At 31.8% G+C, this 15,825-nt stretch carries 16 protein-coding genes; 5 read left to right on the top strand and 11 right to left on the bottom strand.

Annotation, left to right across the window (positions count from 1 at the left end):
- Window positions 1-14 precede the first annotated feature (14 nt).
- Window positions 15-1,058, bottom strand: coding sequence for a uroporphyrinogen decarboxylase (gene hemE / locus ABID96_RS04970; RefSeq protein WP_192601085.1), 1,044 nt, complete (start codon window positions 1,056-1,058; stop codon window positions 15-17).
- Between the two features lie 316 nt (window positions 1,059-1,374).
- Window positions 1,375-3,510, bottom strand: a complete 2,136-nt coding sequence (locus ABID96_RS04965; protein ID WP_483301328.1) for a transglycosylase domain-containing protein — start codon at window positions 3,508-3,510, stop codon at window positions 1,375-1,377.
- Window positions 3,511-3,712: 202 nt separating this feature from the next.
- Here ABID96_RS04965 and ABID96_RS04960 point away from each other — a divergent pair, with 202 nt between their 5' ends.
- Window positions 3,713-4,909 carry a M20 family metallopeptidase gene (locus ABID96_RS04960; protein ID WP_192601083.1) on the top strand — a complete coding sequence of 399 codons (1,197 nt, stop codon included), beginning with the start codon at window positions 3,713-3,715 and terminating at the stop codon, window positions 4,907-4,909.
- A gap of 14 nt (window positions 4,910-4,923) precedes the next feature.
- Here ABID96_RS04960 and ABID96_RS04955 read toward each other — a convergent pair whose 3' ends face one another.
- The 3 genes from ABID96_RS04955 to ABID96_RS04945 are packed head-to-tail and all read right to left on the bottom strand — an operon-like array spanning window position 4,924 to window position 7,625.
- Entirely contained in the window at window positions 4,924-5,655 is a 732-nt protein-coding gene (locus ABID96_RS04955) for an EcsC family protein (protein ID WP_192601082.1), read from the bottom strand.
- Between the two features lie 12 nt (window positions 5,656-5,667).
- Window positions 5,668-6,888, bottom strand: a complete 1,221-nt coding sequence (locus ABID96_RS04950; protein WP_192601081.1) for an ABC transporter permease — start codon at window positions 6,886-6,888, stop codon at window positions 5,668-5,670.
- A complete protein-coding gene (locus ABID96_RS04945; RefSeq protein ID WP_192602017.1) occupies window positions 6,885-7,625 on the bottom strand; it encodes an ABC transporter ATP-binding protein in 741 nt (246 codons plus the stop codon). The genes ABID96_RS04950 and ABID96_RS04945 overlap by 4 nt, the downstream gene beginning before the upstream one ends.
- Window positions 7,626-8,232: 607 nt before the next feature.
- Here ABID96_RS04945 and ABID96_RS04940 point away from each other — a divergent pair.
- A complete protein-coding gene (locus ABID96_RS04940; protein WP_192601080.1) occupies window positions 8,233-8,670 on the top strand; it encodes an HIT family protein in 438 nt (145 codons plus the stop codon).
- 358 nt (window positions 8,671-9,028) lie between these two features.
- Window positions 9,029-9,589 carry an HTH-type transcriptional regulator Hpr gene (locus ABID96_RS04935; RefSeq protein WP_087999915.1) on the top strand — a complete coding sequence of 187 codons (561 nt, stop codon included), beginning with the start codon at window positions 9,029-9,031 and terminating at the stop codon, window positions 9,587-9,589.
- A 302-nt stretch (window positions 9,590-9,891) separates the two neighbouring features.
- Here the strand turns inward: ABID96_RS04935 and ABID96_RS04930 are convergent, their stop codons facing one another.
- Window positions 9,892-9,975 (bottom strand): YjcZ family sporulation protein, encoded by an 84-nt coding sequence (locus ABID96_RS04930; protein WP_142283097.1) that lies wholly within the window; start codon window positions 9,973-9,975, stop codon window positions 9,892-9,894.
- 103 nt (window positions 9,976-10,078) lie between these two features.
- Entirely contained in the window at window positions 10,079-10,162 is an 84-nt protein-coding gene (locus ABID96_RS04925) for a YjcZ family sporulation protein (protein WP_087999913.1), read from the bottom strand.
- Between the two features lie 346 nt (window positions 10,163-10,508).
- On the opposite strand from ABID96_RS04925, the gene ABID96_RS04920 reads away from it, so the two are divergent.
- Window positions 10,509-11,327: a peptidylprolyl isomerase gene (locus ABID96_RS04920; RefSeq protein ID WP_192601079.1), complete on the top strand. Its 819-nt coding sequence runs from the start codon at window positions 10,509-10,511 to the stop codon at window positions 11,325-11,327.
- A 42-nt stretch (window positions 11,328-11,369) separates the two neighbouring features.
- On the opposite strand, the gene ABID96_RS04915 is transcribed toward ABID96_RS04920, so the two are convergent.
- Entirely contained in the window at window positions 11,370-11,573 is a 204-nt protein-coding gene (locus ABID96_RS04915) for a sporulation YhaL family protein (protein ID WP_087999911.1), read from the bottom strand.
- Window positions 11,574-11,829: 256 nt separating this feature from the next.
- Entirely contained in the window at window positions 11,830-12,768 is a 939-nt protein-coding gene (gene yhaM / locus ABID96_RS04910) for a 3'-5' exoribonuclease YhaM (RefSeq protein WP_192601078.1), read from the bottom strand.
- Between the two features lie 336 nt (window positions 12,769-13,104).
- On the opposite strand from yhaM, the gene ABID96_RS04905 reads away from it, so the two are divergent.
- The gene (locus tag ABID96_RS04905; RefSeq protein ID WP_087999909.1) at window positions 13,105-13,290 is read left to right on the top strand and encodes a YhzD family protein; all 186 of its coding nucleotides are present in this window, start codon (window positions 13,105-13,107) and stop codon (window positions 13,288-13,290) included.
- A 95-nt stretch (window positions 13,291-13,385) separates the two neighbouring features.
- Here the strand turns inward: ABID96_RS04905 and ABID96_RS04900 are convergent, their stop codons facing one another.
- Complete coding sequence (locus tag ABID96_RS04900) at window positions 13,386-14,174, bottom strand: enoyl-CoA hydratase (RefSeq protein ID WP_192601077.1); 789 nt, start codon at window positions 14,172-14,174, stop codon at window positions 13,386-13,388.
- A gap of 83 nt (window positions 14,175-14,257) precedes the next feature.
- Window positions 14,258-15,736 (bottom strand): coproporphyrinogen III oxidase, encoded by a 1,479-nt coding sequence (locus ABID96_RS04895; protein ID WP_192601076.1) that lies wholly within the window; start codon window positions 15,734-15,736, stop codon window positions 14,258-14,260.
- Between the last annotated feature and the right edge of the window lie 89 nt (window positions 15,737-15,825).

The following is a 15,825-nucleotide window of genomic DNA, read 5'->3' as shown; positions in this document are numbered from 1 at the left end:
CATAGTCCTTTATTTTAAACTTGTACCCTCGAAGAATACTCATGTACAAAGCTAGTTAAACGTTTAAGAGTATCTGGATTTACTTCTGGGAATACACCATGACCCAAGTTAAAGATATGACCTGGATTTGCCATGCCCTCATCAAGTATTTCCTTCGCACGAGCTTCGATTACTTCCCATGGAGCTAATAAGAATGATGGATCAAGATTTCCTTGAAGCGTTTTTGTAATTCCAAGTGAACGTGCTTCTGTAATAGAAGTTCTCCAATCTAAACCAATGACATTTATAGGAAGATCATTCCATTCATGGATTAAATGACTTGCTCCAACACCATACATAATTGTCGGGATATTGAAAGTTTTTAGTGCTGTAAAGATTTTCTCCATACAAGGCTTAATATAAACACGATAGTCCGCTGCATTTAATGCGCCAACCCATGAATCAAATAATTGAATTGCACTAGCTCCAGCATCAACTTGAGCTTTTACATATTTAATTGTCATTTCTGCTAAATGATCCATTAAAGCAAACCATGCTTCAGACTCTGCATACATAAATGATTTTGTTTTATTATAGTTTCTAGAAGGTCTTCCTTCGATCATATAGCTTGCAACCGTAAATGGTGCGCCTGCAAATCCAATTAACGGTACTGAAAGCATTTCTGTTGTAAGTAATTTAATCGTGTCAAAGATGTAAGGTAATTGCTCTTCTGGATGAATATCAGTTAACTTTTTCACATCTGCTAAAGAACGGATTGGATTGCTAATAACCGGACCGACACCTGATTGAATCTCCACATCTACGCCAATCGCAGGTAGTGGCGACATAATATCCTTGTATAAAATTGCAGCATCTACATTATATTGATTTACTGGAAGCGCTGTTACATAAGCGCATAATTCTGGTTGATGAGTAATTTCAAATAATGAGTATTTTTCTTTAATTTTTCGATATTCTGGCTGAGAACGTCCTGCTTGTCTCATATACCAAACTGGTGTATGCGTTACTGATTCTCCTCTTGCCGCTCTTAGAAATGTATCGTTAAAATCTTTTTTCATCCTCAAAAGTCTCCCTTTCACTTTTCCAAACTCTACTTTTAAATATACTGATTGGACCTTGAATTGTATAGATAACTTGATTAATGACACATAATGTTCACTTAATTTACATTTTTTATCAATTGCTAGGTCGATTGAACTATTTGTCTTTTCCCATAAAAAATTATATCAAAATATAACTAAAATATCGAATAATAAACTATATAATTCTTATTATTTAATAATTATTATAATTAACGACCCGTTAATTGATGTAAATCCACAAATAAAAAGCTCTCCTTCAAATCTTTAGATAAGAAGGAGAGCCTTAAAATGTCTATTCTTTATTTCTTATGTTTGGATTGACAAGTTTAGACCTCTCACCCTCTTCTTTTGTTTGAGGATTATAAGGAACGACATAGTATGAAGAAACATTAAATACATTTACAAAAGTATCACGATATTCGCCAACACCTGTAATTGTATCAATTAATTTTTCTTTTCCATCTTTCACTCGATAAATATGGTATTGCTGTCTTTCATCAGTTGGTACTTTCCAAGTTAATTTCACCGAGAATAATCCAAATGGAGAGAAAGATACTTTCGATTTTAGATTACTAATCGGTTCTAGATCGATTGGAGAATCTAAGTCTGCGATATTTTTAGGTTTTTCAAATTCAGTAGTCGGTTCTCTTCCAGCTTCTCTTAAAATCTTCTTAAATAAAATAGTTGGATAAGTACTACCATTTCGTAAAAAATGCTTCGCGTCTGTCTTATCATAACCCATCCATATTGTACCAATTACATCTGGTGTATATCCTACGAACCAAGCATCTTTATTACCGTTTGTTTGACCTGGAATATTTGTAGACCCTGTCTTTCCAGCTAAATCTCCTTCGAATACCCCCTTATCTGCTGTACCTTCCTTTACAACACCACTTAGCATCTTAGTCATATACCACGAAGTCTGAGATGAAAAAACTTTATATTCTTTAATTTTCGCATTCGCTATTAATTCATTGTTATGATCATAGATCGCACTTATTACGAATGGTTCTAATGCATCTCCCTCGTGACCAAAGGTACTATATGCTTTCACAAGTTCTAATGGTGTTAACCCATTCTTAAGCCCACCTAATGCCATACTTAGTCCTCTATCTGGAATATTTATATTCATTTTCTCTAAGTAATTTTTAGCAACCTCTATACCAATATCGTTTAGTAACCAAACTGCTGGCACATTTGCTGATTCAAGTATTGCTTTATACATTGTCATATTCTTTGAATACTCATTATTATAGTTTTTAGGCTTATAATCACCTAAAGCACTCTGTTCATTAGGTATTAATGAATATGGATTATAATTACCTGTCTCCAGTGCTGGCGAATAAACTAGTAATGGCTTAATTGTTGATCCTGGTTGTCTTTTTACATTAATTCGATTTAATCCTTGGAAGTAATAATTTCTTCCTCCAATGGCTGCTTCAACTCCACCTGTTTTTGAATTAACTAAAACAAATGCACCTTCCGCATTCTCATCAGTACCAGGAAAGTAGTTTCCATTTTTAAAATACTTATATGCTGTTAACTGTGTTTTCTTATGTATTGGTACAACTACTTTATAACCACCATTTAACAACTCATCATATGAAATATCGAATTTTTCTTTAGCCTCTTTAATAACCATGTCAATATAAGTTGCATAGCCGTTTTCAAACTTCTGCTCAGTAATATTCAACTCCGTAGGCTTGGCCTTTGTATTACGATATTCCGCTTCTGTAATGTAATGATTATCTAGCATTTTATACAAGACTAAATTTCTACGTTCTAAACCTCTTTCTGGCTGTGAAACTGGATCATAATGTGAAGGAGCTTTTAATAATGCTGCCAAAGAGGCGCTTTCTTCTAATGAGAGATTTTCTATATCCTTCCCAAAATAATACTTAGATGCACCACCAATACCATATACTCCATGTCCAAAATACACCTGGTTCAAATACATTTCTAAAATTTGATCCTTAGTATATTTTCTTTCGAGGTTAATGGCGATAATAACCTCTTTTGTCTTCCTCATAAATGTTTTATCATTTGTTAAAAACACGTTCTTAGCAAGTTGTTGTGTAAGTGTACTTGCACCTTGAACTTTACTAAATGCCTTTAAATCATGAATGATAGCCCGAAATATTGATTGGACGTCGATCCCGTGATGCTTGTAAAAACGTTCATCTTCTATTGATACAATCGCCTGTTGTGTATATTTTGGAATATCATCTATCGAAACAATTTGATGGTTTTCATTATATAATTTCGAAACAAAGTTCCCTTCAAGATCAACCATTTCAGAAGAAGAGTGGATGACAAGCTTCTCTTCATCTATTACATAGTTTCCTAAAAAAACGATGAGTAAAAATCCAATAAAACTGATTAATAGGACACTTAACAGTCCTATTGCTAAATATCCCCATTTTTTCAAATCATTCACCTACATTTCTCATACCATTTCCATCATAGTATATCCATTTTTTCCCATTGATTAGTCACTAATTTCTTTTTTTCGCTACTTATTTCCTTGGAAATACATTTTTCGTCAATATATTCGTTAGCATTTTTTTAGAGGATTACCGATATATTTCTTGAATAGGTAAAGATAGATACATAGTAGGAGGAATGAAAGAATGTCTGATTTATTTACATTATTAGAATCATATTTTCCAGAAATGGTTTCCACACGGAGATACCTACATGAGCATCCCGAGCTTTCATTTAAAGAATACGAAACTGCCAAATTCATTCAAAACTTTTATAAGCAATTAGGTATTACATATCAATCTAATGTTGGTGGAAATGGCGTTGTTGCTACAATTCATGGGCGCAATCCTGGTAAAACAATTGCACTAAGAGCTGACTTTGATGCATTACCAATACAAGATGAAAAAAATGTACCATATGCGTCTAAAGTTCCTGGAGTTATGCACGCATGTGGTCATGACGGTCATACTGCAACATTATTGTATTTAGCAAAGGCTTTGAATGAACTAAAAGAACATTGGAATGGAAAAATTGTGTTGATTCATCAACATGCAGAAGAATATGCACCAGGAGGAGCAGTCTCAATGATTGCCGATGGTTGTCTAAATGGAGTAGATGAAATATATGGAACTCACTTATGGGCAATTGAAGATTTAGGTACGATTGGATACCGAAGTGGTCCAATAATGGCGGCGGCAGATCGTTTTTCAATTACGATCCAAGGTCAAGGTGGTCATGGAGCTGAACCTCACCGTACGAAAGATAGTATTGTAATTGCGAGTCAGTTAGTTATGGCTCTTCAGCAAATCGTAAGCCGTGAAACAAATCCAATTGATACAGCTGTACTATCTATTGGAAGCTTCGAAGCTAAGAATGCATTTAATGTAATTGCAGATCGAGCAACTTTAATTGGAACAGTGAGAACGTTTAAGAAAGAAACGCAAGTAAAAGTTAAGGAGCAAATGGATCGAATCATTAAAGGAATCTGTTTTGCAAATGACGTAACTTATGAATTTAAATACGATGATGGCTATCCTCCTGTCGTAAACCATGAAAAAGAAACAGAATTATTGGTGCAAGTCGCTGCTTCTATCGATGAGGTTACACATGTTAAAGAAATGGATCCAAAAATGGGCGGAGAAGATTTTGCATATTATCTTCAAAAGGTTCCAGGAACATTCTTTTTCACTGGAGCGAAATCTCCAAACACATTGGAAACTTACCCGCATCATCACCCAAAATTCGATTTTGACGAAAGAGCAATGTTAATTGCTGCAAAAACGCTTGGATCAGTATCTTTAAAGTCATTAATGAGTTCTCATAAATTAGTTGAACAGAAATAAGAAAAAGGAGAACTTTAATTTAAAAGTTCTCCTTTTTTCTTTAAGTGTCTAAGTCTATATGCGTTTTTTGCTGTTTCTCCTAATTGTTCAAGAAGTTGGTAATTTACATACGCTCCTACAGGTGCACCTATAACAGGTACTAATTGTAGTAACTTTGCTAAATCTATGTGATCTCTATATTCCTGTTGTAAATGTTCCCAATTAATTTGTGGATTTTGATCTAGTTGATCCTCCCAATTTTCAATCACTTGTAAAGTCTTTTTTCGATGTTCGTCACTTGAAAATGCTAATTGAAATATGTACAACATAAATTGACGTTCAACTTCATCTTTTGGTGCATAACCATAAATTTTTGCTGCTTCAACTAAAAAGCGAATTTTAATTCCCATTAATAAAGGAAAATCAGCAAGTCCTAATAAGATACCTCCTGCACCAGTTCCTGCACCTTCTACTGCAGAAATTTTCTTATACTCATTCAATTTTTTATCTAAAATTTCATCACGTTCCCTTAGTGATAAAGCATCATACTCTTCACTACCACCACTAAAAACAGACGATCCACCGATAAATAATGTCATCATGTTTTTAATTGATTGAGTTAGTAAATCTTGAATTTGCTCTGGAAGTAACGATTGGATCTTTAATTGTATTTTCTTAGCAGACGTTTTAAATACGTTTGAATCAGTTAAAATTTTTTGCTTCCATCTTGATAACTCGTATTGAATTCGCAGTTCATAAGAATCCATTTGGTTCACCCTTTACAATTTTTGTGATTGGCTCAACCTTTTTGACACATAAAATTTTATAAACCAAACTGAAAACACCATATAAATGAAGATCATCAAAAGAAAATTTAATGCTATCATTCCCTTAACCAATGCAATTACACTAAAAACTACACTACATATTACCAGTAGTATATACAAAAGAGTTGAAATGGATTTTTTATTTTCTTCATTTGTATAAGGATATATTTTCCATAACATATGATAATTATATTGTTTTAAAATCGCCATATTTTGAATCCCAATCATATATAAAAATAAAACGCCGATTATTAATTTCCCAATAACTGTAGGAACGAGATAGATAACAAAAGCACCGACAAATAATTGTCTAATAAACATGCTTAAATAATTTCCATTTCTTATAAAAGTTCTTACTAATAAATAATCAGCTGCATTCTTTGTTTTTATTTTATTTATTATTGGATCAGCCCATCTACGACGTTTTACTTGTTGCTGAATAGAAGGCACGTCTGTAAACAAATTCGCAAAACGATAAAAACTCGCTAAACGAGAAGTATCAAGTTTAACATTTCTTTCCCACTGTACCCTTTTATTCTGACTAATAGTTTGAATTAATATTGCATAAACCGCTAAACAAATAATCGGAATGAATAATAGGAAAATATTCCATTTGCTTAATAAAGCATAGATAAAGAAAAATGAACCGATTGCTCTTACACAATAGTCAAGACCTCGATTTAAAATTCCTTTATTAGATGTATGTAGAAATGACACAAATAAATGGTATGCCTTCAGTAAGAAAATAATGATAACGAAAACAATAAAACTTGTTGTTTCCCCTAACATAAACTTCTTATAAATTGGATAAATAACACCCAAAAACATTAAAAGCAAATAAGCTTGCACTAAAAAAGTTATGAAATAGGATCTAATAAAATATCCTTTCATTCTTTTTTCTAAAGGCAACAAATAGTATAAGTCTGGTCCTTTAAAATATGTAGTGATTTGCCCAGAAGATACTAGTAAAGCAAAAACAATTGAAATAAATAATACAGCTGGAAAATCTGATGAGATTGTTTTCAATAGTTGTTGATAGTAATATGCTCCCCCACCGAATCCAAAAACAAGAACAAATTTAATATGATCATTAAAGATATAACGTCCATACTTACTAATTTCTTTTAAATAGCTTTTATATCTATTGGACCATAATTGCTTGACCGTTCTCATATTCTTTTTTCCTTAGTAGCAAAGATATAAATTTCATCCAATGCCGCATTTGGCATGTTATATTGTTCCTGAAGCTCGTTTAATGTACCTTTAGCAATGATTACGCCTTCGTGTAATATTATGAAGGAATCACAATAGATTTGCGCAGTTGATAATATATGCGTCGACATTAATATGCCGGCACCTTTTTCTTTTTCCACCTTAAGTATTTCTAAAAGATCGTTTATAGCGATTGGATCTAACCCAAGAAAAGGCTCGTCAATTATGTATAGCTCTGGTTGTACGATTAGTGAACAAATAATCATAACTTTTTGCTTCATACCTTTTGAAAAAGTAGATGGAAAATAATTTCTTTTTTCATAAAGACGAAATGTTTTCAATAATTCTTCACTTCGTTGTTTAAAATCTTTTTCTGGAATGTTATATGCAAGTGCTGTCATTTCTAGATGTTCTTGTAAAGTAAGCTCATCATAAATCATGGGTGATTCTGGTACATAAGATAAGCTCGAACGGTAAACAGTCGGATCAGCATCAAAATTTCTTCCGTTAATTAGGATTTCTCCTTTTAATGGCTTTAATAGTCCTAAAATGTGTTTAATTGTTGTACTTTTACCAGCTCCATTTAAACCAATTAACCCAACGAGCTCGTGTTTTTCTATCGTAAATGAAACATCTTTAATAACAGGCTGTCTTGTATATCCACCTGATACATCTTGTACATGTAATAAAGTCATTATCTACAAATCCTTTCGAAAGTACTTTCAGATTTATTGTAACAAATATTAACTTTAACTTCCTTAATATCATATTTATCTTCCTCCAAAAAAAAATCCTTCTTTTTTTGAATACTATTTCTGCTAAAGGGTATTATAATTCTTGAAGGGAAAGAAACACTCTCTTTTCCGGTTTTTAACCACTTTGAGATGAGGTGTTTGTTAAAGAGTCAAATCAAGTTTGCGTTCAAACCATTGTAAGATAACTGTTTAAAGTGAAATGAGGTATCTCCGAAAGATAAAAACATCGTTGTATAAACAGCAGTGAAAACATCTAAGGGGATGGTGCGCTTGAACAATATAATTAAACACAAAGGTCATTAGTATACCAACTCGTAAATGAGGTGTCTCGAGCAGAGCATATATTTTTAATATAAGGTGTACAAATTAATTGAACATTATAGCAAATGAGGTGTCAGTTAAAGACAATTTAACTTAACAATTTAACAAATAATATCTTTCTCCTTCAGCAAGAAGCAACTTTTAGTTGCTTCTTGTTTTATTTTCTGTTATCAGTAAAAATGGATTTTATGTTAGAATAGGAAAAAAATGTAAAGGATGTATGTTTACAATGGCACATGATTCTAATTGTATATTTTGTAAAATTGCAGAAGGTTCAATTCCATCTTCAAAAGTTTATGAAGATGACAATATTATGGCTTTTCTAGACTTAAGCCAGGTTACAAAAGGACACACTTTAGTTATTCCAAAGGAACACGTAGATAATATATTTTCAATGAGTGAAGAAACTGCAGCTACATATTTTAGTAAAGTGCCTCTTATTGCAAACGCAATAAAAAATGCATTTGATGTCGATGGTGTAAATATATTAAATAATAGTGGTGAAGTTTCAGGTCAAACTGTATTTCATTATCATATGCATATTTTACCACGATATGGAAAAAATGATGGATTCGATGTAAAATGGCAGACCAATTCGGAAAAATACACAAACGAACTACTTCAAGAAATTGCAAAATCTATCGAAAATAATATTATTAAACAATAATAAATTACGACGATTATTAAATAAAAAAACAGGAGATCTCAGATCTCCTGTTTTTTATTTTCCATTTCATGGATATTCCAAATTTCGTTTCATTTACACTATTTTTTTTGAGTTATATAGTTTATATTTACTATATATCAATTTAGTAAATTTATTATTATTTCCTATTTAAGATTCGCTCAACATTATTTAAGCATATCTTTTTCCACCTATAACATTCCATTATAATATAAAATTGTAGAATTTTATCAACTACTTTGTGAAAATTTTTAAAAATTCTAACTAAAAGTTCTTTATTTATTCAGATATTATTGGCATAATAATAAATAGATAGTTAAATAGAAAAGAAGGTGAATTGATGAAAACTGAACAAAAGATGTACACAATGAAAGAAGCTTTGATTTTTAGTCAAAGAATTGCCCAAATTTCGAAAGCATTATGGAAGTCAGTTGAAAAAGACTGGCAACAATGGATTAAACCCTATGATTTAAATATCAATGAACATCATATTTTAATGATCGCCTTCCATTTAAAGGGTGCCTCAATTTCTGAAATTGCTAAATTTGGTGTAATGCACGTATCAACTGCTTTTAATTTCTCTAAAAAGCTAGAAGAACGTGGTTTATTAGTATTTTCTAAAAAAGTTGAAGATAAGCGAAATACTTATATTGAGTTAACTGAAAAAGGCAAAAACATGTTATTAGATATATTAGAAGAATTCGATCCAGAAACAAACTCTGTTTTTCAAGGTACTTTGCCATTAAAAGAGTTTTATGGTAAATTCCCTGAGAATATGGAAATCATGGCTATTTTAAGAAATATCTATGGTAAAGATTTCATCGATATATTCGAAACAACTTTAGATAATATTGATAAAGAGTTTATTGAAGAAGATAATCGTCTGATTAAGAAACCTTAAATCACGAATCTTTTCATGAAAGCGTATCCTTTCTATATTCGAGCGATAACAAACCTAACCAGTTAAGGATTTGACGATTGCTCAACCAAAAAGAAGCGGGTCAAAGATACTATATCCTACCGCTTTTTGTTTTTAGCCCACTTTGTTCAACGATTCACAAAAATTCCCCTCTAAAAATCATCATATTACCATCCATTATTTAGACATCCAATTCTTTGTTCTATGTATATCTTTTCTTTATCTCATTATAAACTCAACCGAAAGCATTTAGCTTTCGGTTGAATATTTTGCTTATTTACACATTATATGCAAGCTGCTCCAACAATTATTAATAAGATGAACAATACGACGATTAAAGCAAACCCACCATAGAATCCTGTGCTCATCATATACACCTCCTTTAGCTACATATCTTATCTTATGCGTGCATCATAAAATGGTCTGGGCAACAGTCCTAGTATTCCTCTAATTTCAAAGATAGAGATCCACTTATAGACAAGAACACCCAATGATAATTAATAAGATAAATAAAACTACGATTAATACAAACTCATGTGATGAACTAGCTCCCATTTTTCCAACCTCCTAAAAGTAACTCTTTATAATATATAAACGAAAGTTACAAATGACTGTGCGAATGTCACGATTGGCAAGCTGTTTTTTAAACAAAAGCCTATTTTATTTTTGAGGTCATGCATAAACAAGCTTCTTTTTAACAAAATTTTTTTATAAATACGTTCCAATTTCTTCTTTTTTTGGGATAAACTTTGTCACATTGAAGGAAAATATGATATATTAAGTGAAGTTATTTCCAGTTATTAGAAAGTTAGATATGTATTGGAAATGTAGTATACATACTTTGCTAGGTATTTTTCTTTTACGAAGAAATAAAGCTAAATATTTATTAGGAGATGTTTAAATGAAAAAGTTAATCGTATCTGCAGTTTTAGCAACATCAGTATTTGGACTAGCAGCATGTGGATCATCTAGTATTGGTGATGACGTAGTTGCTAAAACAAATTCAGGAAACATTACAACAGAAGATTTATATAATAAAATGAAAGATACAGCTGGCTTGGCAATGCTAAAACAAATGGCTATTGAAAATTATCTACGTAAAAACTTTAAAGTAAGCGATAAAGAAGTAGATAAAAAGTTCAATGAGTATAAAACACAAAATGGCGATCAGTTTGAAGCATTCTTAACTCAATATGGCTTTAAAGATGAAAAAGCTTTTAAAGAGCGAGTAAAGATTGATTTATTAACTGAAAAAGCTGCTCAAAAAAGTGTTACTAAAAAGGAAATTGAAAATTACAAACCAGAAATTAAAGCAAGCCATATCTTAGTAAAAGATGAAGCTACTGCTAAAAAAGTGAAAAAAGAATTAGATGCTGGTGGAGATTTCGCTGCACTTGCAAAAAAATATTCTACTGACACTGGTTCAAAAGATAAAGGTGGAGACTTAGGCTACTTTGGCGAAGGTGCGATGGTACCTGAATTTGAAGAAGCAGCATATAACTTAAAAGTTGGCGAAATTAGTGAACCAGTAAAATCACAATTTGGCTACCACATTATTAAAGTAGTTGATAAAAAAGAAGTAAATGAAAAAGAAGCTCGCGAAAAGATTGCTGCTTCTAAATTAACTCAAGAAAACTTCTCAGCGTTTTCAGATTCTCTACTTAAAGATGCTGATTTCAAATTAGAAGATAAAGACCTAGAAAAACAAGATAAGAAATAATCCATAAAAAAAACTGCCTAATTAAGTTAGGCAGTTTTTTTATTAATTTGAAGAAACTTCAGAGCTAATTAATAATTGCTCTCTTCTTTCTCTTTCTTCTTTAATTCTTTGCAAATAAATTTCTCCCTCTTTTTCAATGAAGGCTTCATCTGCATCTCTGTCTTGCTTAGAGGTATACAACACCATAAACCCACTCACAAATATCCCTAAAATAACGATATACATCCAAAATGGTAATAGTAACATATTTTTTCCTCCTTAGTAGACAAGCATTTGCTTCATTATATGGTCACTTCAGAAAAAGTATGAATATTTTAGTATTTTATTTGTAGAAATCGGTTTATCCATTTGATCAGTTCATCTCTAGGAATTCACTCTCTTTTGGAATCTAGGTGCACCACTAAGTGATAATTCAAAAAAAAATCACAGTTCTTAGACATAAGAACTGCGATTTTTTGAGAGTGTGAAACGCTTAACCTTTTTATAAGGCTCTCACTAATACTTAAAACTTAGGTTTGTAGAAACTACGATTTTCAAGTGGGAAAATGCGTTCTGTATATTCACCTGGCTCTACACGCTCAAGTGCACGATCTAGCATATTCATTTTCGCATCAATATTATCAATATAATGTAAGATTTCTGCCTCTTTAATTAGTGGTAGTTTCGGGCTCCCATACTCATATTTACCATGATGACTTAATACAAGATGTTGAAGAACAGTTATTTCTTCCCCTTCTATTCCAAGTTCTATAGATGCATTTCCAATTTCAATTGCCATTAATGAAATATGTCCAAGTAAGTTTCCTTCTACTGTGTATTTTGTTGAAACAGGACCAGATAACTCACGAACTTTACCTAAGTCATGTAAAATAATGCCGGCATATAATAAATCCTTATTAATTGAAGGATATAAAGTTGCAATTGATTCGCCTAGTTTCAACATACAATATACGTGATAAGCCAAACCAGATACAAATTCATGATGATTTTTTGTTGCTGCTGGAAACTCAAGAAAATCATCTTCATTCTTTAATACTAAGTATTCGGTAATTTTTTTAAGTTTTTCATTTTCCATATTATTAATATAAGAAGTAATTTTTTCGTATAGCTCATTTTTCGCGACCGGAGCTCTTGCAAAAAAATCTTCAGGATTTACTTCATCAGAATCCTTTGCAGGACGAATTTGACGTAATTTTAATTGAAGCTTTCCTCTATAATCATGAAGCTCCCCTTCTACTTTTACAACTGCACCTTCTACATACGCTTCTTCTTGTTCAGAAGAAATATCCCAAAGTTTTGCTTCAATATCCCCACTTTGATCCTGTAATGTCAAAGATAAAAATGATTTTTGATTACTTGCTACACCTTTTGTAACAGCTTTTAAAAACAAAAACGCCACGAAGCGTTCTCCTACTTCATATTCATATACTTTTTTATCCATCATGTACCTCCAACAAGTCTATTTTTCTTCTAGTTCAGAAAGCCTCTACAACATCAATAAATTTGTAAACATAAAATGAAGAAAAATAATTCAGTTTTCAAAACAAATAAAACCATTTCGTATTATGTATTTGTTATGTCACGTACACTATTATACGTTAAAATACTCACTTATCCCAACAATGTTGCTACAAAAAATAAGACATAATGTAACAAATAGTTAGGATATCTACTTAAATTGAATTTACAACTTTCTAATTATTCAAATTATTACTTTACACTTCTTTTCATTTTATGCCAAAATAAGAATTATAGAGAATTTCAAGGAGGAAAAATCATGGCACTCTATCGTATTACTGCATTTGAGCAAAGTGGAGAATCTATTGTAGACGAACAATTTGAAGCTAACACTGACCTAGAAGCGAAAAAATTTGGAGAAGAAAAACTAGCTATCCTTGGTGCACTTGATAAAACTCACCGATGCATCAGCCCTACTGGAAAACTACTTTTATTTCACCCATAAAAAAAGCTGCGAATGATTTTTTCGCAGCTTTTTTCTATTTGCTTATGTTGTGAAGGAGCTTGCTTGTTGGAGCTAACCAGTCGCCTCCGCTTTTCTTACTTCCCAATAAATTCCGGTTTTCTTTTTTGTAGGAAGGCTTGTACGCCTTCTTTGTGATCTGTAGTTTTTCTCATTAGGCCTTGCCCGTTTTTTTCTGCTGCTAATACTTTTGTTAGTTTGTCTAGGTTATTTTCGTTATATATTTTCTTTGTTTGGATCATGGCGCTTACTGGTTTTTGTAAGATACCATTTACGCGATTTTTGATTTCTTGTTCAAAGTCTCCTGAAATGACTTCATCAATTAACCCTAATTCTAGAGCGTTTGTTGCATTTAGTTTTTGGCCATCCCATATCAGTTGTTTTGCTTTTGATTCACCTATTCTTTTTTCAAGGAAATAATGTGCGCCACCATCAGGGATTAGTCCAATTCCAATAAAATTCATTGCTAATACACCAGATTCATGTGCTAATACATAGTCACTTGCTAACGCTAAGCTTAATCCAATTCCAGCTGCTGGTCCGTGTATTGCACTAATCACAATTTTTGGTAACGTATACAATTTAATAACAAGTTCTGAAATTAAATCCATAATAGGTGAGAATGCACTTTCATCAGTATTACTTAACATCGATTTTAAATCTCCACCTGATGAAAAGCCTTTGCCATTTCCACAAAGTACAACTACGTCTACTTCTGAATTGTTAATGTCATCTAATGCGTCTCTAAACTGTCTAAATGTTTCTTCGTTCATTGCATTTAATACTTCAGGTCGATTAAAAACAATTGTAGCTACACGACCCTCTTTTTTTAATAAAATGTGATCTGTTGTGTTAGAAATTGTCATAAAAAAATCCCCTTTATATTTATGTTTATTTTTAACATTAAACATTGAAAGGGGATTCTCCTTTATTTTATTAAATTGTTATATCACTTTTTTGAAAATAACTCGTCTAAAATTTTAATTTTTGCATTTGTATAATGTTCATAACCATCATTATACGATTTTGGATCCTTCGCGTTTGCAAATCGCGTAATTTGACGTGTACCTGGATGAACAAACTTACTTGATGCGCCACAGCCTAATCCGATGATCGTTTGTTCTTCTTCCATAATTAATATATTGTATAAGCTTTCCTGACCATCTACAGCATAACCAATGTTCTCTAGATTACCTAATATATTTTTCTGACGGTATAAATAATAGGGATGATAGTTATGTTTTTCAGTCCAAACGGTAGCTTCATTCATCATTTGTTGTACTTCTTCACGTTCAGCAACTTTGTATTTTTGCTTGTTTTGCGTCATTTCTGATGCTCTCTTAAATGATAATGTATGAACAGTTAAAGACTCAGGCATCAATTCTTTAGTCTCATCTAATGTGTATTGGAATTCTTTTAATCCTTCTCCTGGTAAGCCGATGATTAAATCCATATTGATATTGTTCATACCCATTTCTCTTGCTAAATGGAATTTCGTGATTGTTTCATCAACAGTATGGTGTCGACCAATTGCTTTTAATGTTTCTTGAATATAAGACTGTGGATTAATACTAATACGGTCAATATTCCATTTATTTAATACATCAAGTTTTTCAGGTGTAATCGTATCAGGTCTTCCAGCTTCAACCGTTATTTCACGTACATTTTTCATATTTGGGAAAGATTCATGCATTTTAGCATAAAGTAAATCCATTTCTTCCGCTGTAATACTCGTTGGCGTACCTCCACCATAATAGATCGTCGTAATATTAATACCACGTTCTTTTAGGAATTCACCGACTTTTTCCATCTCATAATGTAATCCATATAAGAATGAATCAACCGCTCCTTGTTTACCTTGAATTGCATAAGCTGGAAAAGTACAGTAAGCACATTTCGTAGGACAATATGGAATCCCAATGTATATACTAACCTCATTTTCTAGGTTATAAAGATCAGGTATAACTTTAAGTTGGCGGTCGACAATTGACTGCATCAATTGAATTTTCTCTTCATGAATTAAATAATCATTTCGTAATTCATTATGAGCCATTTCTTTTGTCATGCCGTTTTTTAATTTTGTATGAAGAAGTTTTGTCGGTCTAATTCCAGTAAGAATTCCCCATTTTTGCTCTATTTTAGTATGATCCTGCAGCAATGTTAAAAAGACGAAATTAACGGCTTTCTTTTTAAATTTAAAAGATTCCTTTTCATCTTTTCCTTCTACATAGGTGGTATTAGATTGAATATCTTTCCCTAATTCACCTGATACTGCCATTTTTTGTTCATCTAAATAGAATTGTATTTCTAAATCTGCATCTTCTATTTCATCTAACGATACATTACAGTCTTCAAAGAATAATTGAGATAGTAATTCTAAGGGTCTTTGGAAACGATGATCGTCTAGTCCTCTAATATATATTTTCATGTTTTATCACCTTTGTAAATTTATCACTTAAGTATAAAATTAAAGACAATGCAGGTCAATTAATAAAATTTGTCATTAAAAAACCTGGT

It is taken from the genome of Gottfriedia sp. OAE603, from assembly GCF_040543965.1.
Lineage (GTDB): Bacteria > Bacillota > Bacilli > Bacillales > Bacillaceae_G > Gottfriedia > Gottfriedia solisilvae.
Note: the sequence above shows the minus strand (reverse complement) of the source record. Positions and strands in the feature narration are given on the sequence as shown.